The organism is Paraburkholderia sp. CNPSo 3076, assembly GCF_026343935.1.
GTDB classification, from domain to species: domain Bacteria; phylum Pseudomonadota; class Gammaproteobacteria; order Burkholderiales; family Burkholderiaceae; genus Paraburkholderia; species Paraburkholderia nodosa.
On record NZ_JAPMAL010000032.1, the window covers coordinates 55,159 to 80,341 of the forward strand.

At 67.6% G+C, this 25,183-nt stretch carries 19 protein-coding genes; 4 read left to right on the forward strand and 15 right to left on the reverse strand.

Translation table 11 applies throughout. The features are described from left to right. Positions 1–135 precede the first annotated feature (135 nt). From M3A49_RS31830 to aroQ, 10 genes are all read right to left on the reverse strand, one after another. Positions 136–1,161, reverse strand: coding sequence for a chemotaxis response regulator protein-glutamate methylesterase (locus M3A49_RS31830; RefSeq protein WP_266232509.1), 1,026 nt, complete (start codon positions 1,159–1,161; stop codon positions 136–138). After that, the gene (locus M3A49_RS31835) at positions 1,158–3,443 is read right to left on the reverse strand and encodes a hybrid sensor histidine kinase/response regulator (RefSeq protein ID WP_266232510.1); all 2,286 of its coding nucleotides are present in this window, start codon (positions 3,441–3,443) and stop codon (positions 1,158–1,160) included. The genes M3A49_RS31830 and M3A49_RS31835 overlap by 4 nt, the downstream gene beginning before the upstream one ends. Next, a complete protein-coding gene (locus M3A49_RS31840; RefSeq protein WP_266232511.1) occupies positions 3,440–4,144 on the reverse strand; it encodes a chemotaxis protein CheW in 705 nt (234 codons plus the stop codon). The genes M3A49_RS31835 and M3A49_RS31840 overlap by 4 nt, the downstream gene beginning before the upstream one ends. Continuing rightward, positions 4,137–5,603 carry a CheR family methyltransferase gene (locus tag M3A49_RS31845; RefSeq protein ID WP_266232512.1) on the reverse strand — a complete coding sequence of 489 codons (1,467 nt, stop codon included), beginning with the start codon at positions 5,601–5,603 and terminating at the stop codon, positions 4,137–4,139. The genes M3A49_RS31840 and M3A49_RS31845 overlap by 8 nt, the downstream gene beginning before the upstream one ends. Next, positions 5,600–6,094 carry a chemotaxis protein CheW gene (locus M3A49_RS31850; RefSeq protein WP_266232513.1) on the reverse strand — a complete coding sequence of 165 codons (495 nt, stop codon included), beginning with the start codon at positions 6,092–6,094 and terminating at the stop codon, positions 5,600–5,602. Before M3A49_RS31850 ends, M3A49_RS31845 begins: the two co-directional genes overlap by 4 nt. A 13-nt stretch (positions 6,095–6,107) precedes the next feature. After that, complete coding sequence (locus tag M3A49_RS31855; protein WP_266232514.1) at positions 6,108–7,781, reverse strand: methyl-accepting chemotaxis protein; 1,674 nt, start codon at positions 7,779–7,781, stop codon at positions 6,108–6,110. Between the two features lie 327 nt (positions 7,782–8,108). After that, positions 8,109–8,777: a TetR/AcrR family transcriptional regulator gene (locus tag M3A49_RS31860; protein WP_266232515.1), complete on the reverse strand. Its 669-nt coding sequence runs from the start codon at positions 8,775–8,777 to the stop codon at positions 8,109–8,111. 185 nt (positions 8,778–8,962) lie between these two features. After that, positions 8,963–10,261, reverse strand: a complete 1,299-nt coding sequence (locus tag M3A49_RS31865; RefSeq protein WP_245623715.1) for an MFS transporter — start codon at positions 10,259–10,261, stop codon at positions 8,963–8,965. A 246-nt stretch (positions 10,262–10,507) separates the two neighbouring features. Next, complete coding sequence (locus M3A49_RS31870) at positions 10,508–11,428, reverse strand: shikimate dehydrogenase (RefSeq protein ID WP_266232516.1); 921 nt, start codon at positions 11,426–11,428, stop codon at positions 10,508–10,510. Further along, positions 11,425–11,880 (reverse strand): type II 3-dehydroquinate dehydratase, encoded by a 456-nt coding sequence (gene aroQ / locus M3A49_RS31875; RefSeq protein WP_028205387.1) that lies wholly within the window; start codon positions 11,878–11,880, stop codon positions 11,425–11,427. Before aroQ ends, M3A49_RS31870 begins: the two co-directional genes overlap by 4 nt. A gap of 306 nt (positions 11,881–12,186) precedes the next feature. Between aroQ and M3A49_RS31880 the strand changes: the two genes are divergently transcribed. The 3 genes from M3A49_RS31880 (at position 12,187) to M3A49_RS31890 (ending at position 16,895) form a co-directional block, all read left to right on the forward strand. Then, a complete protein-coding gene (locus tag M3A49_RS31880; RefSeq protein WP_266232551.1) occupies positions 12,187–14,103 on the forward strand; it encodes a bifunctional sugar phosphate isomerase/epimerase/4-hydroxyphenylpyruvate dioxygenase family protein in 1,917 nt (638 codons plus the stop codon). Between the two features lie 121 nt (positions 14,104–14,224). Continuing rightward, positions 14,225–15,403: a porin gene (locus tag M3A49_RS31885; RefSeq protein WP_266232517.1), complete on the forward strand. Its 1,179-nt coding sequence runs from the start codon at positions 14,225–14,227 to the stop codon at positions 15,401–15,403. A gap of 136 nt (positions 15,404–15,539) precedes the next feature. After that, positions 15,540–16,895 (forward strand): PucR family transcriptional regulator, encoded by a 1,356-nt coding sequence (locus M3A49_RS31890; protein ID WP_266232518.1) that lies wholly within the window; start codon positions 15,540–15,542, stop codon positions 16,893–16,895. A gap of 27 nt (positions 16,896–16,922) precedes the next feature. On the opposite strand, the gene M3A49_RS31895 is transcribed toward M3A49_RS31890, so the two are convergent. Next, positions 16,923–18,575 (reverse strand): AMP-binding protein, encoded by a 1,653-nt coding sequence (locus M3A49_RS31895; protein ID WP_266232519.1) that lies wholly within the window; start codon positions 18,573–18,575, stop codon positions 16,923–16,925. Positions 18,576–18,891: 316 nt separating this feature from the next. Here M3A49_RS31895 and M3A49_RS31900 point away from each other — a divergent pair, with 316 nt between their 5' ends. Continuing rightward, the gene (locus tag M3A49_RS31900) at positions 18,892–20,475 is read left to right on the forward strand and encodes an inorganic phosphate transporter (protein WP_266232520.1); all 1,584 of its coding nucleotides are present in this window, start codon (positions 18,892–18,894) and stop codon (positions 20,473–20,475) included. Here M3A49_RS31900 and aliA read toward each other — a convergent pair. From aliA to badH, 4 genes are all read right to left on the reverse strand, one after another. After that, entirely contained in the window at positions 20,411–22,129 is a 1,719-nt protein-coding gene (gene aliA / locus M3A49_RS31905) for a cyclohexanecarboxylate-CoA ligase (protein ID WP_266232521.1), read from the reverse strand. The two genes, M3A49_RS31900 and aliA, sit on opposite strands and share 65 nt — an antisense overlap. Before the next feature lie 46 nt (positions 22,130–22,175). Beyond that, a complete protein-coding gene (aliB, locus tag M3A49_RS31910; RefSeq protein ID WP_266232522.1) occupies positions 22,176–23,327 on the reverse strand; it encodes a cyclohexanecarboxyl-CoA dehydrogenase in 1,152 nt (383 codons plus the stop codon). Between the two features lie 61 nt (positions 23,328–23,388). After that, positions 23,389–24,171 carry a 2-ketocyclohexanecarboxyl-CoA hydrolase gene (gene badI, locus M3A49_RS31915; protein ID WP_266232523.1) on the reverse strand — a complete coding sequence of 261 codons (783 nt, stop codon included), beginning with the start codon at positions 24,169–24,171 and terminating at the stop codon, positions 23,389–23,391. Between the two features lie 50 nt (positions 24,172–24,221). Next, positions 24,222–24,989 (reverse strand): 2-hydroxycyclohexanecarboxyl-CoA dehydrogenase, encoded by a 768-nt coding sequence (badH, locus tag M3A49_RS31920; protein ID WP_266232524.1) that lies wholly within the window; start codon positions 24,987–24,989, stop codon positions 24,222–24,224. Between the last annotated feature and the right edge of the window lie 194 nt (positions 24,990–25,183).

The following is a 25,183-nucleotide window of genomic DNA, read 5'->3' on the forward strand; positions in this document are numbered from 1 at the left end:
GCGTCGTCGGCGCTGCTGGGGTCGAGACCCGCGTCGAGGCCGACGTCTGGTCCGATGCCGTCGACAACGTTTGTGCTGGTTGGATGAGTGGACTTCTCGGTCATGATATCGGTCGCGTCTCGTGATGGCTGGCGTCTAGCCGCCAGGTTGATGCGGTGGTTTCACCCGGCTCGCAAGCTCGGGGGCGATGGCGCCAAGCGGCAGGATCGTGCGCGCGGCGAAGAGCGCCGCCGCCGCCTTGGGCATCCCGTATACGGCGCTCGTCGCCTCGTCCTGGGCGATGGTGTGCCAGCCCTTGGCGCGCATCGCCTTCAGGCCGATGGCGCCGTCGCGCCCCATGCCGGTGAGCAGCACGCCGATCGCCTCGCCCGTCCAGCGCTCGACGAGGCTGTGAAAGAACGTATCGACGGAGGGACGGTAGGGTGTGTCGGCCGGCTCGCGAGTGTAAGCCAGCTTGCCGCCCGCTGTCATGCGCAGATGATCGTTGGTCGCGGCGAGCAGCACGCAGCCCGGCTCGGGCTGCTCGCCTTCGAGCGCGATGCGCACCGTGAGCGGCGTCTGGCCGTCGAGCCAGGCGGCCATGCCCGCGGCGAACGACTGGTCCACGTGCTGCACGATCACGATGCCCGCGCCGAAACCGGCAGGCAGCGCACCGAGCACGGTGGCGAGCGCGCTGGGTCCGCCCGCCGAGGCGCCGATCGCGATGAGCGGCGCTTTCGCCATGCCGGAAGCGGTGAACGCCGGCGCGCGCGCGGCGAGATCGAGCGCGCCCGAAACGCGCCCGATCTGCTCGATCTTCGCGAGCAGCAGGTCCATGGTGCGGCGCGTATCGGGCCCCGCGAGCGTGGGCGTATCGACGGCATCGAGCGCGCCCGCGCCCATCGCCTCGTACACGCGCCAGGCGTTCGCGCCCACGCTGCTCGTGACGATCAGGATCGGGCACGGCGAGCGCGCCATGATCTGCCGCGTGGCCTCCACGCCGTCGAGCTTCGGCATCACGAGATCCATGAGGATCACGTCGGGCACCTGCGCCGCGCAGAACTGCACCGCATCCTCGCCGTTCGCGGCGACCCACACCACGCGATGGCCGGGCCGTGTCGCAATGGCCTGACGCAGCGCCTCGACCGCTAGCGGCATGTCGTTGGCGATACCGATTTTCATCCCGCCGCCTCTCCGATCAGGTCGTTCACCGCGTCGAGCAGCGCTACGTCGTGGAAGCTGCCCTTGGTCAGATAGTAGTCGGCGCCCGCGTCGAGGCCGCGCCGCCGGTCGTCTTCACGATCCTTGTACGAGACGATCATTACCGGCACGTTGCGATGCATCGCGTCGCCCTTGATCATCGTGACGAGTTCGATGCCGTCCATGCGCGGCATGTCGACGTCGGTGATGACGAGGTCGAAGTGCGCGTTGCGCAAGGTGCTCCAGCCGTCCATGCCGTCCACCGCCACCGTGACATCGTAGCCGCGTTTTTCGAGCAGCTTGCGCTCCAGCTCCCGCACCGTCAAGGAGTCCTCGACAACGAGAATGCGCTTGCGTGCGCGCGCTCCATCGTGCGCGCCGCCGCGCGCCACGCCCGCGAGCTGCCCGTCGCGCACGAGACGCGCAACCGACGTCACGATGTCCTCCACGTCGACGATCAGCGCGACCTCGCCGTCGTCGAGCAGCGCCGCTGCCGAGACGTTGCGCACCTTGCCCAGACGCGCGTCGAGCGGCTGTACGGCGAGCGTGCGCTCGCCCGCGAAGCGGTCCACCGCCACGCCATAGAGGCCCGCCTCGCTGCCCACCAGCACGACATTCAGGTCTTCCGCGGTCGTGGCTTCGGCACCCGCGCCGAGCAACTGGTGCGCGGTCACGAGCCCCACGGGTCGCCCTTCGAAGGCAATGTGCTGCTGGCCTTCGAGCATCTCGATCGTGCTGCGCGGCACGCTGAGCGCGCGGCGCACGTGCGCGAGCGGGAACGCATAGGCCTCCCCCGCGACTTCGACGATCAGGCTGCGCACCACCGAGAGCGTGAGCGGCAACTGCAGCACGAAGCGCGTGCCCTGCCCCGCCGCGCTCTCGATGCGCACCGTGCCGCGCACGGCCTTCGCGAAGTTCTGCACGGCGTCGAGGCCTACGCCGCGGCCCGACACATCGGTGACGGTATCGCGCAGCGAGAAGCCCGGCAGCAGCAGGAAGTCGAACAGCTCGGCGTCGGACATCGCGGCAGCGGCCTGGGGCTGCGCGAGCGAGCGCGCGACGATGCTCGCGCGCAGTGCGTCCAGATCGATGCCCGCGCCGTCGTCGGCCACGGCGATCAGCAGTTTGCCGGCGCTATGGCGCGCTTCGAGCGTGAGGCTTGCCTCTTCCGGCTTGCCCGCGCGCCGTCTTGTTTCGGGGTCCTCGATACCGTGATCGAGCGCGTTGCGCAGCAGGTGGCCGAGCGGCGCGTCGAGCATTTCGAGGATGTCGCGGTCCACTTGCGTCGACTCGCCGGCAATCGCGAAGCGCACGCGCTTGCCGAGCGAGCGCGCAAGGTCGCGCACCACGCGCGGATAAGTGTGCGCCGTGTCGCCGAATGGCCGCATGCGGCATTGCAGGGCCTCCTCGTAGAGGCGCTGCGCGAGTTGCGTGCCGCGCCGGTCGATGCGATCGACGTCGTCAAATCGTTCGGATAGCTGACGATCGAGCGACGCAACCGCATTGCGGATATCGGCGAGCGCCGCGCGAGCGTCGACGTCGAGTGCCGCTCCGTGGCGTTCCTGGAACTGGCCCAGCGCCGCGAGCACGTTGCCCTGCGCACGGCGCGTGCGCAAGAGCCCCTCCGCGAACGGCCGCATGCGGCGCGACTCCACCAGCGATTCGCCCGCGAAGCCGAGCAGGCGGTCGAGCGTGCCGGCGCGCACGCGCAGCATGCGCCCGGCGTCGGCTGAACGGGATGGCGCGGGTTCGACGTCGCCGGACGCCGCCGCCTCACGCTCCGGCTCGGGCAGACGCAATGACGCCGCCAGTGCGGCGAGGTCGTCGGTTTCGGGTGTGGTCCCGGGTGCGCTCGCGGCGGTGTTGGCCGCGCCGGGCTGCGCTCCGCCCTGCAGGCGCGCCACGAAGGCCTCGACCGCCTCGTGCGCAAGCGGCGCCGCCGCGGCATCGCCTGCCGCGCTCAGCAGGTCGATGCCGACGAGCAGTGCATCGATGCGCGCCGCGTCGATGCGCAGTTCGCCGCGCTGCGCGGCCACGAAGCAGTCCTCCATCGCGCTCGCCACCTCGACCGCCTCCGGCAGTCCGACGATGCGCGCTGCGCCCTTGAGCGAGTGCGTCGCACGCATGCAGGCTTCGAGCGTGGCGGCATCCGCGGGCGCGGACTCCAGCGCGAGCAGGCCCGCGGAAAGCGTGCGCGTCTGCGCCGCCGCCTCCTCATGGAAGAGGTCGAGCAGCGAGCGGCGGCTCAGTTCGTCGTCGCTCATCGCAAACTCCTTGCAAGCGCATCGAATAGCACCTCGGCGTCGAGCACGCCCACCGAACGCCCGCGCCAGTGCGTCACGCCGCGCACGTGCCGCCCGGCCGACTGCGCGAGCGTCGCGGGCGCAGGCAGGAGCGCGTCGGCGCCGAAGCTCGCCACGCCCTCCACGGCATTGACGGGAAACGCCGTCGTCGCGCCCGCCCATTCGGTCACGAGCAGGCGCGGGGTGGCGGCGCGCGACGGTGCGGCGTGCGCTGCCGCATCGATGCGCAGCAGCGCGGCCAGCGATACCGCGAGCGTGAGCACGCCGCGCACGTTCACGACGCCCAGCACAGCGGCGCTGCGCCGGTGCGGCAGCGTGTGGATGGCGCGCGCCTCGTGCACCTGGCGCAGCGCGGTGGCGGGCAGCGCGAGCCACTCGCCGCCCACGCGAAACACGAGCGAGCCTTCGTGGCGCGTCTGCGTGCCGACGGACTCAGGCGCGCGTTCGAGCGCAAGCGCAGCTGGCGCAAGCGGCGCGGGACGGTCGAGCATGCGCGCCGCCGCTTCTTCGAACACCGGGCAATTCAGACAGCGCACGCACGTTTCGAGGCGCGGGCACGAGTTGTCACCCAGCGTGCCGATGACTTTCCAGCAGTGCTCGGGCAGTTGCGCCGCCGGCGCGAGGTCCTGCGCGCGGTCCTGCTCGAGTTCGCGCTCAGGCATGCGGGCCTCCTGCGTCCGGTTCGCCGCGCTGCGCTGCGCGCTGCGCACGGCGCATCAGCCGGCGCGCGCCTTCGGCATCGCCCTGCACTTCGAGCAGCGCCGCCAGATGCGTGAGCGCTTCGTAGTGCGTGGGCTGCAGATAGATAGCCTTGCGATAGTGCGCGAGCGCTTCGACGGCGCGGCCCTGCGCATCGGCGATCAGGCCTAGCAGGTACCAGGTTCCCGCGTTCTGCGCCAACGCCTGCGCCGCTTGCGCGGCGAGGCGTTCGGCCTCGTCGAGCGCGCCGGCGTCGGCGAGGCGCCGCGCGTCGGCGAGCGCGGCTTCGGGCGTGGCACCGGTGGGCTGCCCGGCCGCCGCATGGGCGCTCACCACGGCCGCCGCGCGCGGAGCCGGCGCGCCGTGCAAGGGCCGCAGCGAGAGCCGCGGCGGCGCGGGCCCGCGTGCCGCCGCGGCCACGGGCGCGTCCAGCGGCGCGAACACCGGCGCGCTGCCGAATGCGGGCGCCGCCGCCGTAGCGGCAATGACCGGTAGCGGCGTGAGCGCAGGCGGCACGGCGGCCGCCGGGCTCGCTGGATGTTGATGATCCGCCGTCGCGCCGGGTTCCGGCGCGCGAAAACCGAACGCGAGCGGAATATAGGCGGACACCATCTCATGGCGCATCATCAGCCCGGTTTCCGCCGGTCCGACGAAGATCATGCCGCCCGCCGTGAGGCGCGCACGCAGCAAGTCGATGGCGCGGTCCTGCGAGGCGCGGTCGAAATAGATCAGCACGTTGCGGCAAAAAATGAAGTCGTAGCGCACCGGGTGCGGTGCGAGCCATTCGAACAGGTTCGCGCGCTCGAAGGTCACGGCGCGGCGCACCGTCGCGGCGATACGCCATCCGTCCGGCGCCGGCTCGAAATAGCGCTCGCGAAACGCGAGGCCGTCGCCGCGAAACGCATTGCGGCCGTACACGCCGCGCGCGGCCGCCGCAATCGACTGGCCGCTGATGTCGATCGCGTCGATGGCGAACTGTTCGTGCGCGAGGCCCGCGTCGAGCAGCGCCATGGCCGCCGAGTACGGCTCCTCGCCGCTCGAGCACGGCGCGCTCAGCACGCGCAGCACGTCGCCCGGCTGCGCAGCCAGCCGCTTCGCGCCGAGGCGCGCGAGCGCGGCGAACGCCTCGCGCTCGCGAAAGAACCAGGTCTCGGGCACGACGAGCGCGTCGATCAGCGCCTGGCGCTCGGCAGCCGTGGCCGTGAGACGCTGCCAGTAGGCTTCGCGCGCCCATTCGGGCAGCGCGGCGCCGCTCATCCACGCCTTACGCGTGACGGCCGGATGCAGATCGGCGTGGACCTCGAGCGTCACCGCCGCCCGTGCGCCCACCGCGCGAGCGAGCGCGTTGGCGCCCAGCGATTCGGCGTCGATGCCGGTTTCGTCGAGCAGCCAGGCGGCGAAGCGCGGGTCGGCCTGTCTCATGGCGCGCCTTGCCACGAAGGCGGATCGGGAAAGAGCCGCGCGCGCACGCGCGCGTCGAGCAGCTGGGCGACTTTCACCCACTGCACGAAACCGCGCTCGTCGCGCGCGACGGGGCCGAGCCAGCGTGCCTCGGGCGTGGCGATGCCGCCTTCGGCAAAGCGCTCGGGGGCAATCGACTGCGTGCGCGTCGCGCTTTCGAGCAGCAGCGCGAGGCGGCGCGGATTCGCATGAGCGGCAGCCGCGCCGGCGTCATCGTCGCGGTCATACACGAGCACGAGCCGCGTGGACATGAGCATGCGTGCCGGCCGCCCGAGCGCGAGCATCGGCAGATCGACCACGGGCACGGGCGCGCCCTCGTAGTCGATCACGCCGGCGATATACGCGGGCGTGCCCGGAAACGCGCGCACGGGCGCGAGCGGCAGCACGTGCGCGATCTCGCGGGCATCGAGCGCGTAACGCTCGCCGTCCAGTTCGAACACCAGGAAGAGCATCGCCGCTCCCGCGTCACGCCTCGATCCTGAACCGCGACACGCCGGTGCGCAGTTCGTTGGCGACGAGCGTGAGATTGTCGATGGCCTGCGACGACTGGCGCAGCGACTCCGCCGTCTGCTGGGCGGCCTCGGAAAGCTGCGTGAGCGCCTGGGTGATCTGCTCGGCGCTGGTGGCCTGCGCCTGCATGCCGTCGTTCACGACCTGGAAGCGCGGCGCGAGCGTCTGCACCGCGCCGATGATCTGCGAAAGCTGTGCGCCCACGGCCTGCACGTCGTGCATGCCGCGCCGCACTTCTTCCGCGAACTTGTCCATGCCCATCACGCCGGCCGACACCGCCGACTGGATCTCTTTCACAGTCTGCTCGATGTCGTAGGTCGCCACGGCCGTCTGGTCGGCGAGGCGGCGGATTTCGGTCGCGACCACGGAGAAGCCGCGCCCGTACTCGCCCGCCTTCTCCGCTTCGATCGCCGCGTTCAGCGAAAGCAGGTTGGTCTGGTCAGCCACCTTCGTGATCGTCGCCACGACCTGATTGATGCTCACGGCCTTCTCGTTGAGGATGGCGAGCTTGGCGTTCACCGAGCCCGCCGCTTCCATCACGCTGCGCATGGTGTCTTCCATGTGCGTGAGGCCGCTCTGGCTCGTGCTGGCGAGCCCGGCCGACTGCTCGGCCACCGTCGCCACCTCGCTCATGGTGCGCACGAGGTCGCGCGCCGTGGCGAAAATCTCGCGCGAAGTCGCGCCGATCTCGGTCGTGGTGGCCGCCGTCTCGCTCGCGGTGGCCTGCTGCTCCTTCGACGTCGCGGCCACTTCGGCCACCGAGGTCGTGACCTGCAGCGACGACTTCTGAGCCTGGGCGACGAGGCTGGCCAGTTCGTCGCTCATGCGGTTGAAGCCGTCTTCGAGCACGCCGAATTCGTCGCCGCGGTTCAGCGCGAGGCGCTGCGAAAGGTTGCCGGTACGCATGGAGTCATGCACCTCCACGAGCCGCGCCATCGGCACCGTGATCGCGCGATAGAGCGCGTAGCCCGTGGCAAGCGCGGCGAGCAGCACGACGCCCAGCGCCGTGGCGAGCGTGATCTCCGTGCCCGTGACCGAGTTGCGGATGGTCTGCGCGGACTCGTCGGCCTGCTGACGGTTTTCGGCGACGAGCCCGTTGGCCGTGGCGAGCACCTCCTGCCAGGCCGGGCCGATCTGCGCGAACGCGGCCTGCGCGGCGGGGCGCGAGGCGGGCAACTGGCTCGCTACCGCCTTCGCCAGTGGTAGATAGCGCGAGTAGGCGTCGCGAAAGCGCTGGAAGCGCTCGCGGTCGTCGCTGCGAAAAAGCGTGCGTTCGTACTGCCGTGCGGTCTCCTCGACCTGCGCCACGGCCGCGGGCAGGCCCGACAGGTCGCGGGCCACGCTGTCCGCGTCGGCATCGACGAAGGCCGCGCGCTCGACGAGGCTATAGGTCTGGTTGGCCGCCGCGCGCAGCGAGGTCGCGTAGAACAGGCCCGGCACCGAATCGCCCGTGAGGCTCATCGCCTCGCTGTCGATGGCGCGCAGGCGATCCCACGAGACCGCGGCCATCGCGAGCATCAGTACGAACAGCAAGCCAAAGCTGAGGACGATGCGTGTGCCGAGGGTATAGCGACCCTGAGTCTGTCGAGGCAGGCCGGCTTGGCCGGAACGGGGCATGGCGGTGCTCATTGCGCTAAAGACTCTCCGGTGGCGTGGACCGGCGCGCCCGCCCCGCCGGCGAGGCGGGGCGCGGCTGCGCAGGGCGAGGCCGCGCGCGGCGGCCTTGACCGCCGTAGTGTAATGCGTTTGCGCACTTTTATGGGACAAGCGATGCTAGCTGACAGCCACGCAGGACGGGGCTCAACGGACTTTTGGAGATAAATCTGCGGAGTTCGCCGGGGCCTTTTGGCAGCCCTGCGCGGCGCCGTGCGGGGAGGCGAGCCCGCCGCGGCCATTGCGTTCCGCATCGGCGGGCGCCCGGGAAAAACCCGGGGCGGCCGCGGTGCCGGGGCCGCCTTACTTCTTGACGAAGCGCAGCGTGGCGTCGACGACCATCTCGCGATGGCGCGCGCGCAGGCGCGGATGCGAGGGGTCGCGCCCGAACGCGGCGCCGAACGTGTGCCGGTTGCCCACTCGGTGAAAGCACATCGAGCTGATGAGCAGGTGCAGGTCGATGGGATCGATGTCTTCGCGGAACGCGCCACTCGACACGCCGCGCGCGAGCAGGTCTTCGATCGTGCGGATCGCGCTGGCATTGCGGCTGCGGAAGGTTTTCAGGCGCTCGATGTACTTCGCGCCGTGAATGTTCTCGATCGTCACGAGGCGCACGAAGTCGCGGTGGCGGTCGTGATAGTCGAAGGTGAATTCGACGAGCCGTCGCAGGCCTTCGGTGGGATCCAGTTCGTCGATGTGCAGGTCCAGTTCGAGCGCGCGGATGTCGCCGTAGACTTTGTCGAGCACCGCTTCGTACAGCCCTTCCTTGCTGCCGAAGTAGTAATACAGCATGCGCTTGGTCGTGTTCGTGCGCTCGGCGATCGCGTCTACACGCGCGCCTGCGAGACCCATGGCCGAGAATTCGGCCGTCGCCACTTCGAGGATATTGCGCTTGGTCTGCTCGGGATCGTACTTGCGCCGGCTTTCGGATTGAGCATCGTTGCGTTCGGCCGAAGCCACCGGTCTTGCCATGTTTTTTGTGGCCCGCAGCAGGGATGGGATGCGGTGGATTCTAGCATGGGGGATGGGGCGCTAAAGCGCCGGGCCTTGGGGTTGCTTCGGGTTTGCTTTGGCCTTTCCTTGTGTTCGTGTCGGTATGCCAACGCCTGCAGATCGACACGAAAACAAGGAACCGCCAAAGACCCAGAACCAGCGACTCAAAGCTCGATGCGCTTGATATCACCCACGATGAAGATGTACGACGCCGCGCCGATCAGCGCGATCACGCCGATAAACACGAGCGCCCAGACGAACGAGCCCGTCGCACCCACGATCAGCCCCACGACCAGCGGCGTGATGATGCCCGCGAGATTGGCCGCCAGGTTGAAGATGCCGCCCGTGAGACCGAGCATGCCGGCCGGCGCGATATCCGACACGAGCGTCCAGCCGAGCGCGGCCATCCCTTGCGCGAAGAACGCCACCGAAAGGATCGCGATCACGGCCACGTTGCTATCTACGAAGTTCGCGAGAATGATCGTCGAGGCGAGCAGCAGACCGGCGATGATCGGCAGCTTGCGCGCCACGTTGGCCGAGATGCCGCGGCGCAGCATCCAGTCGGAGAACGTACCGCCGAACATTACGCCGATCGACGCAGCAATGAACGGCATGATCGCGAAGAAGCCGATCTTGAGCCAGCCCATGTGGCGCTCGGTGGCGAGGTAGGTCGGGAACCACGTCAGGAAGAACACGAGCGTCGAGTTGCCCGCGAACTGCCCGAGGCAGATGCCCGCGAGCTGACGGCGGCGCACCAGCTTGCCGGCCATGCGCCAGTCGAAGCCCTGCTTTTTCGGTTGCCCGGCAGCGGCTTGCGTGTCGGCCTTGCGCTCGTGGCGCGCCAGACCGCCGCCTGCCTCGATGTAGTCGAGTTCGGCGCGGTTGGCCGCGGGGTGCTCGTGCGGCTCGCGATACAGGAACCACCACACGAGGCCGAACACGATGCCCACGCCGCCCACCACGTAGAACAGCGAGCGCCAGCCGTAGGCGCCCATCAGCGCGAAGAGGAACGGGCTGAAGAACGCGAGGCCGATGTATTCGCCCACTGTATAGGTGCCCGTGGCGAACGCGCGCTCGCTTTGCGGGAACCACGTGGCGACCACGCGGCTGTTGGTCGGGAAGCACGGCGACTCTGCGGCGCCCAGACCCAGGCGGCAAGCGAACAGCGCGCCCACGCCGCTGATGAAGCCCTGTGCGAGCGTACACATCGACCAGAGCGTCATCGAAAGCCAGTAGGTGAACTTGCTGCCGAAGCGGTCGAGGAACACGCCGCCCGGAATCTGCGCGACGACGTAGCTCCACGAGAACGCCGAGAACACGAGGCCCATGAGCGCCGCATTGATGCCCAGTTCCTTGGTGAGTTGCGGCGCTGCGATGCCGAGCACGGTGCGATCGAGGTAATTGATCATCGTGCCGACGGCCAGCAGGCCGAGGATGCGATAGCGCGCTTTCGAGCGGCGCATCGCGCCCTCGGCGGGCGCGGCTGCGGAAAGGTTCGGCGCGTCGCCGCGCCCCGTGGATACGGGTGGTGCCATGTCTTCGTCTCCGATTTGTCGACGGGAGTTGGCGCTTTAGCGCTTACTCCCGTCCCATGCCCATGTGGCGGTCGACGGGAGTTGGCGCTTTAGCGCTTACTCCCGTCCCATGCCCATGTGGCGGTCGACAGGAGTTAGCGCTTTAGCGCCGACTACCGCCGCGCGCTGTCGTTGTTATTCGCCGGCGCTGGCAGCGTTCGCCGCCAGCATGGATTGCAGATGCGCATACATGCGTTCCGCGTCGGGCTCGACACCCGTGAACAGCCGGAACGCATCCACTGCCTGGTACACCGCCATGCCGCCGCCGCTCAGCGTGCGGCAGCCGCGCGCCTCGGCCGCTTCGAGCAGCGCGGTACGGATCGGAAAATACACGATGTCCGCCACCCACAGCCGCTCGTGCAGATACTCCGCAGGCAGCGGCATGCCGGGCAACTTCGCCATGCCGGTGGGCGTGGCGTGGATGAGGCCCGCGGCGTGCTGGAGCACGTCGCGCAGATCGCCGCCCGCGCTCACGCGCGCCGCCGGGAAGCGCGCCTGCAATTCGCCGGCGAGCGACTCGGCGCGCGACGCGTCTACGTCGAACAGCGTGAGCGCCTGGGCGCCCATCTGCAGCGCCGCGTGTGCGACCGCCGCGCCCGCGCCGCCCGCGCCCAGCTGCACCACCGCTTCGAGCGAGACGTCGGGCAGGCCGCGCTGGAACGCGCGCGCGAAACCCGACCAGTCCGTGTTGTGGCCGATGCGCTTGCCGTCGCGGAACAACACTGTGTTCACGGCGCCGAGCGCGCGGGCGTCGTCGGAGAGTTCGTCGAGCAGTTCGATCACGGCCTGCTTGCACGGAAAGGTGATGTTCAAACCGTCGAAACCCATGCGCTCGGCGGCCAGCAACAGATCGGGCAGCGCGGCGGGTGTGAGTTTCAGCGCTTCGAGGTCGATGCGCCGGTATACATAATTGAAGCCGAGTTCGCGGCCTTCCTGCTCCTGCATCGCGGGCGTGAGCGAGCCGCCGATGCCCGAGCCGATCAGGCCGCAGAGAAACGAGTTGGCGGTTGCGCGCGCGCCCAGCGCATTCGCTTTGGCGTTGGTCTGGGCGCTCATTTCGTCACCTTCCTGGCGAGCAGCGTGGCCATGCGCTCCAGCGCGAGCACATAGCCTTGCGTGCCGCAGCCGACGATGATGGCCTCTGCAATGGGCGAAACGAAGGAATGGTGCCGGAACGCCTCGCGCTTGTGCACGTTCGAGATATGGACCTCGATCACGGGCTTCGCGATGGCGGAAAGCGCATCGGCGATCGCCACCGACGTATGGGTATACGCAGCCGGATTGATGACGACGCCGTCCACGCGCGTACGCGCCTCATGCAGCCAGTCGATCAGCTGATGTTCGGCGTTCGACTGGCGAAAATCGATCTCGAGTCCAAGACGCCCCGCCGCTTCGCGGCACAGGTTGGCAACGTCATCTAACGTTTCGGCGCCGTAGATCGCGGGCTCCCGCGTTCCCAGCAGATTCAGGTTCGGCCCGTTCAGGACCAGCACCGAAGGCATTCCCATTACACACACTCCAGAACAGCTTGACGACTGGCACGGCGCATGCTGAAGAGACGTTGCATGCTTCACCGCATGGCCGCCAGTGTGCCGCGAAGCGGTGCACCGGTCACCTGGGGTTTGCCAGAATTTGTACTAACTAGTTAGTTTGGCGTATCCTTCGGACACTCCAGCGGCAAGTGTGTCTGCGGTGCGCCAGTTAGTTAAACGCCCGCCCCATGCCGCCGCACCGGACCCTTGTTCAACACCGAAGTCGCCGTCAGCACGCTCGCCATGCCCATGTCCAAGCCGCTCCACACCCCCTCTCGCGCGCTGCGCCGCTCGATCGCCACGGTGTCGATCAGCGGCACGCTCGCCGAAAAGCTCGCCGCGATTCGCGCCGCGGGCTTCGACGCCGTCGAGATCTTCGAGAACGATCTGCTCTATTTCGAAGGTTCTCCCGCCGACGTGCGCCGCATGGCTGGCGGTCTCGGCCTCGATATCGTGCTATACCAGCCGTTCCGTGACTTCGAGGGCGTCGCGCCCGAGCGTCTCGCGCGCAATATCGAACGCGTGAAGCGCAAGTTCGACGTGATGCATCAACTGGGCACGGACCGTTTGCTGGTGTGCAGCAATGTCTCGCCCGACACGATCTGCGACGACGGCCTCGCGGCCGAACAGCTTGGCGCGCTCGCGCAAGCCGCCGGAGACGCGGGCGTGACGATCTGTTATGAGGCGCTTGCATGGGGGCGCCACGTACGCACCTATGGCCACGCGTGGCGGCTCGTCAACACCGTCGATCACGCGAACCTGACGCTCGCGCTGGACAGCTTCCACACGCTCTCGCTCGACGACGCGCCCGACGGCATCGCCGCGATTCCGGGCTCGCGCATCGGTTTCGTACAGATCGCCGATGCACCGAGAATGCAGATGGACGTGCTCGAATGGAGCCGGCACTATCGTTGCTTCCCGGGCCAGGGCGACTTCGCGCTCGCGGATTTCACGGCGCAGGTGGTGAAAAGCGGCTACACGGGCCCGCTCTCGCTCGAAATCTTCAACGACGGCTTTCGCGGCGCGCCGCCCGCCGCCACCGCCGCCGACGGCCATCGCTCGCTCTTGCTGCTCGAATCGCTCACGCGCGAAACCCTGCAGGCGGAGCATGTCGATGCGAGCGCGCTCTACCACCCGAGCGCCGCGCCCGCGAACGCGCAATGGCAATTCCTCGAGTTCGCCGTGGACGATACAGCGCGCGCGCATGTGGCGAACTGGCTCGAAAAGCTGCATTTCCGCCGCGCGGGCCAGCATCGTTCGAAGGACGTGACGCTCTATCAGCACGGCTCGGCCGCCATCGTGCTCAACGCCGAGCCCGACTCGTTCGCCGGCGCGTTTTTCCAGCGCCATGGGCTCTCGCTCTGCGCCTCGGCGTTTCGCGTGGACGATGCGCGCCTTGCACTCGAACGCGCGGCGGGCTTTGGCTACCAGCCGTTCTCGGGCCGCGTGGGTCCGAACGAGCGCGTGGTACCCGCGGTCCAGGGGCCGGACGGCAGTCTTAACTATTTCGTTAACGAGGAGCCGGGCCAGCCCACCCTCTTCGAAGCCGATTTCGCGCTCACGGATATCGACGGTCCGGTCGAAGTGGGACCGATCGCGGGCATCGATCACGTGAGCCTTTCGCTGCCTGCCGGCTCGTTCGACTCGTGGGTGCTGTTCCTGAAGTCGGCGTTCGGGCTCGAAGCGACGCCCGCCGTGCTGCTGCCCGATCCGTACGGCCTCGTGCGCAGCCGCGCGCTCATGAGCCGCGACCGCGGGCTGCGCGTCGTGCTCAACGCCTCGGTGGACCAGCACACGGCCGCGGCAGAAACCGTGCGCGCCTACCACGGCACGGGCCTGAACCACGTGGCATTCAACACCGGCGACATCTTCCGCGCCGTGACCGAATTCGAGGCGGCCGGCGTGCCGCTCCTGCGCGTACCCGCGAACTATTACGACGATCTCGACGCGCGCCATGCGCTCGACCCCGAGTTTCTCGACGCGCTGCGCAACCACAACCTGCTCTACGACCGCGACGAGCGCGGCGGCGAGTTCCTGCACGCCTACACGGAAACGCTCGACCAGCGCTTCTTCCTGGAAATCGTGGAGCGGCGCGGCGGCTACGACGGCTACGGCGCGCCCAACGCCGCCGTGCGCCTCGCGGCGCAGGCGCGCCAGCGCGCACTCGCCGCTGAGGGCGCGCGCAACCCGCAGGATTGATTCAAACGCAGTCACCGTAGTCACTTCGCGCAGCAGTACGCACGCCGCATCGACCTGAAAACCAGGCGGCGTAGCAAAGAAAAATATAAGCAGTCCAAATCTCACCCGGAGACACACAACGATGAAGAAAGCAGGCCTTGGTTTTGGCACGTTCCTCGCCACCAGCGCGGCCCTCGTGGCCAGCCCCGCGTTCGCGCAAAGCAGCGTCACGCTTTACGGCGCCGTCGACGACGCCATTACCTACGTCAACAACCAGAACGGCCACTCGAACGTCTATCTGCGCCAGGGCAACCTGTATGCGTCCAAGTTCGGCTTGCAGGGCAAGGAAGATCTCGGCGGCGGCACGTTCGCGATCTTCGACCTGCAGAACGGCTTCGACCTCAACTCGGGCGCGCTGTCGTCGAGCGGACTGATCTTCAATCGCCAGGCCTACGTGGGCCTGCAGAACCAGAACCTGGGCACGTTCACGGCTGGCCGCCAGTACACGCCGTATTACCTGTTCGTCGGGCCGCTCACGGGAAGCTCGTGGCTCACGGGCGCAACCGGCGCGCACCCCGGCGATATCGACGGTCTCGACACGACCGTGCGCATCAACAATTCAGCCACCTACACCTCGCCGATCTTTTACGGCGTGCAGGCCAGCGCCATGTACGCGCTCGGCGGCATTGCGGGCAGCACCGGCAAGGGCCAGACGTGGAGCGCCGCGCTGCGCTATTCCGCCGGCCCGGTGAGCCTCGCCGCGGCCATCCTGCGTATGGACAACGCGCAGTTGACGAGCGGATTCGACAGCTCCTCCACCGGCAGCTTCGGCAAGTCGTCGCTGAATACGGGCTATGTCTCGGCGAGCGCGGTCCAGCACATCGCGGCCGGCGGCAACTACACGATCGGCAACCTGGTCCTCGGCGCGTCGTATTCGAACGTTCAGTACATTGCGGGTGGCAAGTCGATCTTCCACGACACGGCCATCTTCAACACCTGGGCGGCGCTCGCCGTGTACCGCTTCACGCCGGCCTTCGACGTGGGCGGCGGCTTCGCCTACACGCTGGCCTCGAAGGCCAACGGCATCACGAGCGCGGCGCGGTATCAGCAGTACTCGCTCAAGGAGTCGTACCACCTCTCGAAGCGCACCACGCTTTATGCGCTGCAGGCCTACCAGCACGCGGGCGGCCAGACGCTCGGCGCGAACGGCGCGGGCAACATCGTCAACGCGAGCCCGGCCGTGGGCGACTCGCAGAACTCGACGCCCTCGTCCACGCGCTCGCAGTTCGTCGGCATGGCGGGTATCGCGCTGTTGTTCTGAACGTTGTGCCGATGCACCGCCGGGGGTCGCCTGCACGGCCCCCGGTTTCGCCTGCAGCCCCTCGACGCAACGGCACGGCGCTGAGTACACTCGCGGGTATCGCCTAAACGAACCCGCGCGAATCCGCGAACTCACCGTGCCGCCCCCCGTTCCCTCAATCAGCCCACGCCTGCGCAGCAGGCTTCGCACGCTCGCCAAAACCCAGCCGAAGGCGGTCCAGCGCACCTACGACACGCTGCTCTCGCTCGAAGGCTATAGTGCGCTCTCGGCGGCGGCGCGCAAGGACATCTTCTCGTCGATCGCGTTTTCCGCGAACCTGTGGTTCCAGTGCCTGCTCGACGGCACGCCGCCCACCTCCGAAGTCATGGACCAGACCGCGGCGTTCGCGCGCCGCCGCGTGCACCAGAACGTGCCGCTGCGCTCGCTGCTGCGCGCCTTTCGCCTGGGCGCGCGCGAGTTGTGGCGCACCTGCACGGAGCTTGCTGAAGCCGACCCGGCGCTCGCGCACGAACTGCTATTCGATATTTCGCCTTATCTGCTCGATTATTTCGATGCGATGGCCGAGCACATCGCCGAGGCCTATCTCGACGAGCAGCACCAGCAGGCGCGCTGGCGCGGCTCGCTGCTGCAGCAGCTCTACGACCTCGTGTTCCATGCCCCCGACGACGCCGCACGTTTTCGCGAGACCGTCGAGGCGCTCGGCCTCGACGCCACGCTGCCGCGCATTGCACTCGCCGTCGATCTGGACTTGCGCGACCACGCACCTTCGGTGCGCGAGGATGCGCTCGACCGTTTCGCACTCAGCGCCGCGCGGCACTTCGAACTGAAGCCCGACGCGCTCGTGCGCGCGTGGCACCGCGAGCGGCTGGTGTTCTGGCTGCCGTGCGTGCGCGGCGATTCGATGACGCGCAACGATCAGCGCGTGGCCGAGCATGCGGCCGCGCTCACGCGCGCCGAGCCGCGTGTGCGCAGCATCGGCATCGGGCTCATGAACGAAGGGGCGCGCGGCTGGGCGGCCTCGGTGGAAGAGGCGCTCAAGGCGGTGGACTTTGCGCCGCGTGGCAGCCGCGCGGACGACGGCGACGAAAATGGCGACGAACCCGGCAACTTCCTGCGCGTGCACCGCTTTTCGTCGATCGCCATCGAGGAGAGTGTGCGCAGCAGCGCCAACGTGCTGCGCTATCTCGTCTCGCTCGCCGAGCAACTGGCGACAGAGGCGGACCTGCTCGCCACGCTCGAAGCGTGGTTCGCCAGTGGGCAGCGCCGGCGCCAGACGGCTGAAACGTTAGGGGTGCATCCGAATACGCTCGACTACCGGCTCGAGCGCATCGAGACGCTGCTGGGCGCGAAGCTCACCGACGCGCACTGGATCGCGCGGCTCGATATCGCGCTCAAGCTGCGCGGGGCGACGCAGGGTGCCCAGCGCGATGGCAAGAAGATGGAGAAGAAGGGGCGCCTCGGGGTGAAGAAGGCGAAGAGCGCGGCGCGCTGAATGACGCGGCGCGCCCGCTCTCGCGCTTCACCCCGCGTCGCGCAATTCACGCCGCAAGATCTTGCCCACCGTCGACTTCGGCAGCGCCTCGACGAAGCTCACCACGCGCGGCACCTTGTACGCCGCGAGTTGCGCCCGGCAATGTGCGATCACGGCTTCCTCGCTCAGCGCCGCCTCACGCGCGGGCACCACGAACACGCGCACGGCCTCGCCGCTTCGTTCGTCGGCCACGCCCACGCACGCGCATTCGGCCACGCCCGGCAGCGCGGTCACGACCGCCTCGATTTCATTCGGATACACGTTGAAGCCCGAAACGAGGATCATGTCCTTCGAGCGATCGACAATGCGCAGGAAGCCGCGCGCGTCGAACACGCCCACGTCGCCGGTGCGAAAGTAGCCATCGTCCGTAAACGCGGCGCGCGTGGCCTCGGGCTGGTTCCAGTAGCCCTGCATCACCTGCGGGCCCTTCGCGCAGATCTCACCCGGCTCGCCTGGCGCGGCCTCGACGCCGTCGTTCATCAGCTTGACGTCGGTGGAGGGCAACGGCAGCCCCGTCGTCCCGGTGAAGCGATCGACGCTCCCCGGGTTGAACGACAGCACCGGGCTCGTCTCCGACAGCCCGTAGCCTTCGCGGATGAAGCCGCCCGTAATGGCCTGCCAGCGCTCGGACACCGTAGGAATGATCGCCGCGCCGCCGCCCGCGAGCCGCAGCCGCGAAAAATCGACCTCGCCGATGCGCGGATGCGCAACGAGCCCCGCATAGAGCGTATTCACGCCCATGAAGCTCGTGGGCCGCGCGGCCTTGAACACATCGATCATGCCGTCGAGATCGCGCGCATTCGCAACGAGCCAGTTGTCGGCGCCAATCGAGAAGTAGGTGATCAGATTCACCGTCAGCGCGAAGATGTGATAGAGCGGCAGCGCGGTCACGACGACTTCCTCGCCCGGGTTCATGAAGCCCGGCATGAAGGCCTTGAACTGCTCGACGTTGGCGACGAGGTTGCGGTGCGTGAGCAGCGCGCCCTTGGAAAGCCCGGTCGTGCCGCCCGTGTATTGCAGGAAGAGCGGATCGTCGCCGCACAACACAGGGGCTTCGAACGGCAAGCCGGCGCCCTGTGCGAGCGCCGCCGCAAACGAGCCGGGCTGCGCATCGCGCTCGCCGCCCGCGCTTGCGCAATCGCTTGCAGCAACGCTCAGCACGGTCTGCACGGCCGTATGCGCCTTGATCGCATCGAAAGTGGGCAGCGCACCCTCGAACACCACGAGCGTTTGCGCGCCGGAATCCACCAGCTGGTGCTGAAGCTCGCGCGGCGTATAGAGCGGATTCACGTTCACCTGCACCGCCCCTGCGCGCACGATGCCGATCAGCGCGATGGGAAACGCGAGCAGGTTCGGCAACATCACGGCGACGCGGTCGCCCTTCTTCACGCCCAGGTGCTGCAGATACGCCGCGAAGTCGCGCGAGAGACGATCGACATCGGCGTAGCTGAGCGAAGCGTCGCCCGGCGAAGCGTCGCCCGGCGAAGCGTCGCCCGGCGTGGCGTCGCCCGCGCGCAATGCCGGCCGGTGCGCATGTTCGCGCATCGCCTCAATGAACATATGCGCGAGCGACGGATGCCGATCGGGATTGATGGTGGCGGGAATCTCGCCATAGCTGGCGAACCAGGGGGCTTTCGACACGTTCGTCTCCATGAATTCAATTCGCGGCTTGTATGCGAGGTGCCGCGTTTCACGCCCATGCTACGGGCTTGGCCGCGCCGGGAGAACTGGGAAAGCGGATAAGGTGATTGTGAAAAGTCACAAAAGCGCGCCCGCGCGCGGACCCGTGCGGCGTCACGTCCGTGTCTGATTTTTGTCATTTGTGCGACACTGCGTCGTCTCGTCTGCAGCGCTTTTCCAGCGTGCCGAGGCGGCACCGCGCCACGCAAGTTTGCGAACCCGCATACGCTGCGCCGAGGCGCTTCCCCAGCGGATTGACCAGAGCCACCACGCTTTCATGCCGGACATACCCTTGTCCCCCTACCGCGCGCCGAGCGCACGCCGCCGCGGTATTGGCATCGTCCTATTTCTCGCCGTCATCGCGGCCGGGGCGATTTATGTCATCGATCATCTCGTCGTTGATTTGCGCGCCGTGCGCGGAAGCTCGGCGCTGCCCTTCATCCTGCTCGGGCTTGCGCTCCTCATCGCGCTCGGCTTCGAGTTCGTGAACGGCTTTCACGACACCGCCAACGCCGTCGCTACCGTCATCTACACGAACTCACTCGATCCGCATCTCGCGGTGGCATGGTCGGGCGCGTGGAATTTCATCGGCGTGCTCGTCTCCAGCGGCGCGGTCGCGTTCGGCATCCTGCAACTGCTGCCGGTGGAACTCATCCTTCAGGTCGGCAGCGGTGCAGGCTTCGCCATGGTGTTCGCACTCCTGATCGCCGCAATCGTCTGGAACCTCGGCACCTGGTATTTCGGGCTGCCTTCATCCAGTTCGCATACGCTCGTGGGCTCGATCATCGGCGTGGGGATCATGAACCAGTTCATCAGCGGGCCTTCGGGCACGAGCGGCGTGGACTGGGACCAGGCGGCGGGCGTGGGTAAAGCGCTGCTGTTCTCGCCCGTGGTCGGCTTCGTCATGGCCGCGCTGCTGCTCCTCGTCCTCAAGCTGCTCGTGCGCGTGCCCGCGCTCTATGCCGAGCCCAAAGCCAACCAGGCGCCTCCGCGCTGGATCCGCACGCTGCTCATCCTCACCTGCACCGGCGTTTCGTTCGCCCATGGCTCAAACGACGGCCAGAAAGGCATGGGCCTCATCATGCTGATCCTGATCGGCGTCGTGCCGACCGCCTATGCGCTCAACAAGGCCGTCACGCCCGAGCAAACCGCGGCGTTCGTGGTCGTGGCGCGCGAGGCGTCTGCAACGCTAGGCCGATACGCGCACGGCACGCCGCCCGACAACGCGCGCGCCGAGGTCGAGGCGTTCGTGCGCACGCGCCAGCTCACGCCCGCCACACTGCCCGCGCTGCGCCAGCTCACCGACACCATCGGCGACCAGGTTGCCCTTTCCGGCTCGATGGCGACGGTGCCCGACGCGATCGTCGACAACGTGCGCAACAACATGTACGTCGCGAGCGAAGCGATCCGCCTGATGCAAAAGGCGAAGGCACCCGAGATGTCACCCGATGACGCCAGGGTGCTCGACACCTTCCGCAAGCAGATGGACCACTCGACCAAGTTCATTCCAACCTGGGTGAAGGTGGCCGTGGCTCTCGCGCTCGGTCTCGGCACGATGGTGGGCTGGAAGCGCATCGTCGTGACGGTGGGCGAAAAGATCGGCAAGCAGCACCTTACCTATGGTCAGGGCGCTTCGGCCGAAGCGGTGGCCATGATCACGATCGGCATGGCCGATGTCTACGGCTTGCCGGTGTCGACCACGCACGTGCTCGCTTCGGGCGTGGCGGGCACGATGGCCGCGAACGGCTCGGGCCTGCAGTGGGGCACCGTGCGCAACCTCGTGCTCGCGTGGGTGCTCACGTTGCCTGCTTCGATTGCGCTGGCTGCTGGTCTTTACTGGATGTTCCGGCAGGTTTTCTGACATCGGCTTCACGCAGCATGTCGCGCAAACGGAACTTCTGCACCTTGCCTGCGGGCGTGGTCGGCATGGCGTCGAGCAGCCATAGCCGCTCGGGCAGGTACTGCGCGGCCACCTTGTGCGACTTGAGAAAGCCTACGAGCGAAGGCAGATCGACAACTGCGCCAGGCCTGGCCACCACTACGGCGCAGGCGCGCTCGCCCAGCCGCTCGTCCGCGTATGCGACGATCGCCACCTGAGCAACCGCGGGATGACGATAGAGCAGCGACTCGATCTCGACCACGGGAATATTCTCGCCGCCGCGAATGATCACGTCCTTGCTGCGGCCGCTGATGCGGATGTAGCCGCGCTCGTCGACGATCGCGAGATCCCCTGTGTCGAACCAGCCCTGCGCATCTGTCGCGTTGAGGTGCGCGCGCTTGAGATAGCCGCCGAAACCCGAGCATGCGCGCACGAAAAGCCGGCCCGCTACGCTCGGCGGCAGCGCGTGATCGTTCTCGTCCACCACCTTCACTTCCACGCCCGGCAGCGGCGCGCCATCGGTCGTGGACGCGCGTTCGTCATCGTCGTCCAGACGCGTGAGCGTCACCGCGCCCAGCTCCGTCATGCCCCACGCGGAGACGATCTTCGCCCCCAGCGCCGTGCGTGCGCGTTCGACCAGTGCGCCGGGAATCGGCGCGCCCGCGCACAAGAACGTCCGTAGCGTCGGCACGCGCGTGCCCGTCTCGATGGCCGCGTGGGCGAGATCGCCGAGAAACGCAGTGGACGCCATCGTGAACGTCGCTCGCTCCTGTGCGACGAGTGCGAGCGCTGTCTCGGGCTGCCATACGTCCTGCAGGACGGCGCTCGCCCGCAATGCGATCGGCATCATGAGGCCATACATGAAGCCGGTTTGATGCGCCATCGGCGAGGCCATCAGCACGACATCGTCGCGGCCGAGACGCATGGCCTGCGCATAAGGAAGAATGTTCGAAAACAGCGTGTTCGCCGTGTGCATCACGCCCTTGGGCTCGCCCGTCGTGCCGGAGGTGTAGAGCAGTTGCGTCACGTCGTCGGGGCCTGGGCGATTGCGCGTGAGGATGGCTTTGGCGTCACTCGCTTCTTCCCAGCGCGGGCCGCTCAGGAGCGCTTCGAAACTGTTGCGCGCCGGCTCGCCTTCGTCGGTTGCGCCCACGACCACCACGTGCTCCAAGGCAGGTAGTTCAGGCCGCAGCGCGCGCAGCATGGCCTCGTAGTCGAAGCCTCGATAGCGCTGCGGCACGATCATCACCCTGCTGCCGCCATGGTTGAGCATGAACGACAACTCGCGCTCGCGAAAGATCGGCATGAGTGGATTGAGCACCGCACCGATGCGCGAGCACGCGAGATATAGCAGCGTGAACTGCCAGCAGTTCGGCAGCTGCATCGAGACCACGTCGCCCTTCGCGACACCGAGCCTGACCAGGCCCACGGCAATGCGGTCCGCCATGCGCGCCATCTGCGCGTAGGTGAAGCGCGTGGTCTCTCCGTCTTCGATTCGTACCGCCGTGAGCGCAGTCTTCGCCGGACACTCCGCCACGCAGGCGTCCAGTTCGTCGTTGATAGTGCGCCCGGGCCACCAGCGCCGTGCCTCCTCCCGCGCGCGGCGCGGCCCGATCAATACCGCGTCGAACTCCATATGCAGCCTCCCGTGGCGTTGCAGGAAACGTCGCAGGCGGCGCGCATCATGCCGGCACCGCGTCGCGGCCCGCGTTCGAGCGCGCGATGATGGTCTTCATGATCTGAGCCGTGCCGTCGCCGATCTGGAAGCCGAGCACGTCGCGCAGGCGCTGTTCGAGCGGCCCACGATCGTAGCCGCCGTGCCCGAACGAAAGCAGGCATTGATGCACCACGTCGTAGGCGAGCTTCGGCCCCCACCACTTGCACATGGCCGCTTCGGCCGTATGCGGCAGTCCACGGTCCTTGAGCCACAGCGTTTGCAGGCACAGCAGGCGCGCCGCCTCCACCTGGGTTGCGTATTCGGCGAGCGGATGCGACACGCCCTGGAATGCCGAAAGCGGCTTGCCAAAGGCTTCGCGCTGGGCGACGTACTCCCACGTTTCTTCGAGGCTCACGCTCGCCACGGCAAGCACCTGCAGGCCGATCAGCGCGCGCGAAAAGTCGAAGCCCTGCATCACCTGAACGAAGCCCTTGCCCTCGCCGCCCAGCAGGTGGTCCACCGGCACGCGCACATTCTCGAAGAAGATCGAACCGCGTCCGATGGCGCGCTGCCCGTGGCAGTCGAAGCGGTTGCGCGTGACGCCCGGCAGATCCATCGGCACGAGAATGGCCGAGACGCCGCGCGCGCCGTCTGCCACGCTGCCGGTGCGCGCGAACACCACCGCGGCGTCGGCCTGATCGGCGGCCGAAATCGAGGTCTTCTCGCCGTTGAGGACGTAGTGATCACCTATGCGCTCCATTCTCAGGCGCAGGTTCGCGGCATCCGAGCCGCCGCGCGGTTCCGTGAGCGCGATGGCGAGCAGCGCGCGGCCCTGCGTGAGGCGCTCGAGCCACGGGCGCGCAATCTCGGGCGCGGCGTGCTTGGCGAGGATCTGTCCGTTGAGCGAGGCAAGCAGGTTGATGTACGAGAGGCTCAGGTCCGCGCGCGCAATCTCCTCGTGGATCACCCCCGCGGCGAGGCAGCCCAGGCCCTGGCCGCCATACTGCTCAGGCAACTCCGGCGCGATGAAGCCCATCTCGCCCATTTCGAGCATGAGCCCGCGATCGAGCACGCGTGTGGTGTCTCGCTCGATAAAGCCAGGCGCGACGCGCCCTTGTGCGAAGCGCCGCGCGTGCTCGCCGAGCGCGGCGAGGTCTTCGTCGATATACGGATTCATCGTGTCTCCTTGAAGCGGCCTGCTCTATTCATTCGTCATCCTGATCGTCATGGAGACGCCTTTATTTGGCGTACTTGCGGAACTCGGGTTTGCGCTTTTCCTGGAAAGCGCGCACGCCCTCGCCCGATTCTTCCGTGTCGTAGTAGAGCTTGAGCGCATACATGCCCATGCCAGCAATGCCGGCCTGATGCGCGGTGTCCATATTGAACGAGCGCTTGGCGATCGCAATGGCCGTGGGGCTCTTTTCCATGATCTCGTCGCACCACTTCTGCACTTCCGCGTCGAGTTGATCGTGCGGCACGACGGCGTTCACGAGGCCCATGGCCAGCGCTTCGGCGGCCGGATAGCGTCGGCACAGATACCAGATTTCACGCGCCTTCTTTTCGCCCACCACGCGCGCGAGAAACGCCGTGCCGTAACCCGGATCGACCGAGCCGACCTTCGGGCCCGCCTGCGCGAACACGGCCTTTTCCGAAGCGATGGTGAAATCGCAGATCGTGCACAGCACGTTGCCGCCGCCTACCGCATAACCCTGCACGCGTGCGATCACGGGTTTGGGCACGTCGCGAATCGCCGTGTGCAGCTCTTCCATCGGCAGGCCGATCGTGCCGCGCCCGTCGTACTGTCCCGCGTGCGCGGACTGGTCGCCGCCCGTGCAGAACGCCTTGTCGCCCGCACCCGCAAGGACGATCACGCCGATCTCGCGGTCGTAGCCCGCCTTGTTGATCGCGTGAATGAGTTCATCGCAGGTGCGCCCGCGAAACGCGTTCATCTTGTCGGGCCGGTTGATGGTGATCCATGCCGCGCCGTTGCGCACTTCGTAGAGAATGTCTTCGTAGTTCATGATCGATGCCTTTGATATTTCGTAGTCGATAGAGCGCGCGTTCGTCGGCGTTAGCCCGCCATGGTCAGGCCGCCCGATACGCTCAGCACCTGGCCCGTGATGTAGTTCGCGTCGTCGCTCGCGAAGAACACGATCGCGCCGGGCAGATCGTCGGGCTGCCCGATGCGGCCGAGCGGAATGGAGCGCTGGAACGCTTCCAGAAGCTTTTCGGGGTTGCCCGCGCCTTCCTTGTATTCGGCGAAGAGAGCGGTGTCGGTCGGGCCCGGGCACACCACGTTCACGGTGATGCCGTGGCGCGCATGCTCACGCGCGATGGTCTTCGAAAACGCCACAAGGCCGCCCTTGCACGCCGCATAGACCGCTTCGCCCGACGAGCCCACGCGCGCGGCGTCCGAGGCGATGTTGATGATGCGTCCGCGCTTGCGCTCGACCATGCCAGGCAGCACCGCGTGATGCATGTGCAGCGCGCCGGTGAGATTGATGGCGATGAGCTTGTCCCACTGCGCCGGTTCGGTCTTCGTGAACGGGCGGAATACGTCCCAGCCCGCATTGTTCACGAGCACATCCACGGGACCGAGCTGTGCTTGCGCTTGCTCGAGCGCCGTTTCCACCTCCGCGCGGTTCGTGATGTCGCAACGCAGCGCCAGCGCGTGGCCGCCCTTTTCGTGAATCTCCCCGGCCACCTTCAGCGCCGCTTCGAGCGACAGATCCTGCACCGCTACACGCGCGCCCTCGGCCGCGAAGCGCCGGCAGGTCGCCCCGCCGATGCCGCCGCCACCGCCCGTCACCACGACCGTCTTGCCTTCGAGTTTTCGCACCGCGATCCTCCATTCGGTTGAGCAGTACCATAGACGCCTTCGACGCCGGGCCTGCCTTTTGGCCCCGTCGCGAATTACGTCAATATATTGACGTATACTAGGTAACACCCAATTCGAAGACAAGCGCGGAATCACCAGGAGAAACCCTTGCCTAAAACGCTAAAAATTCAGGATTCAAGCCGCTTCGATCTCGC

Coding starts and splice junctions, on each gene's coding strand:
- M3A49_RS31830 (WP_266232509.1), bottom strand. CDS start 1,161: ATGAAAATCGGTATCGCCAACGACATGCCGCTAGCGGTCGAGGCGCTG.
- M3A49_RS31840 (WP_266232511.1), bottom strand. CDS start 4,144: ATGCCTGAGCGCGAACTCGAGCAGGACCGCGCGCAGGACCTCGCGCCG.
- M3A49_RS31835 (WP_266232510.1), bottom strand. CDS start 3,443: ATGAGCGACGACGAACTGAGCCGCCGCTCGCTGCTCGACCTCTTCCAT.
- M3A49_RS31845 (WP_266232512.1), bottom strand. CDS start 5,603: ATGAGACAGGCCGACCCGCGCTTCGCCGCCTGGCTGCTCGACGAAACC.
- M3A49_RS31885 (WP_266232517.1), top strand. CDS start 14,225: ATGAAGAAAGCAGGCCTTGGTTTTGGCACGTTCCTCGCCACCAGCGCG.
- M3A49_RS31855 (WP_266232514.1), bottom strand. CDS start 7,781: ATGAGCACCGCCATGCCCCGTTCCGGCCAAGCCGGCCTGCCTCGACAG.
- M3A49_RS31900 (WP_266232520.1), top strand. CDS start 18,892: ATGCCGGACATACCCTTGTCCCCCTACCGCGCGCCGAGCGCACGCCGC.
- M3A49_RS31870 (WP_266232516.1), bottom strand. CDS start 11,428: ATGAGCGCCCAGACCAACGCCAAAGCGAATGCGCTGGGCGCGCGCGCA.
- M3A49_RS31860 (WP_266232515.1), bottom strand. CDS start 8,777: ATGGCAAGACCGGTGGCTTCGGCCGAACGCAACGATGCTCAATCCGAA.
- aliB (WP_266232522.1), bottom strand. CDS start 23,327: ATGAATCCGTATATCGACGAAGACCTCGCCGCGCTCGGCGAGCACGCG.
- aliA (WP_266232521.1), bottom strand. CDS start 22,129: ATGGAGTTCGACGCGGTATTGATCGGGCCGCGCCGCGCGCGGGAGGAG.
- badI (WP_266232523.1), bottom strand. CDS start 24,171: ATGAACTACGAAGACATTCTCTACGAAGTGCGCAACGGCGCGGCATGG.
- M3A49_RS31865 (WP_245623715.1), bottom strand. CDS start 10,261: ATGCGCCGCTCGAAAGCGCGCTATCGCATCCTCGGCCTGCTGGCCGTC.
- M3A49_RS31850 (WP_266232513.1), bottom strand. CDS start 6,094: ATGCTCTTCCTGGTGTTCGAACTGGACGGCGAGCGTTACGCGCTCGAT.
- aroQ (WP_028205387.1), bottom strand. CDS start 11,880: ATGGGAATGCCTTCGGTGCTGGTCCTGAACGGGCCGAACCTGAATCTG.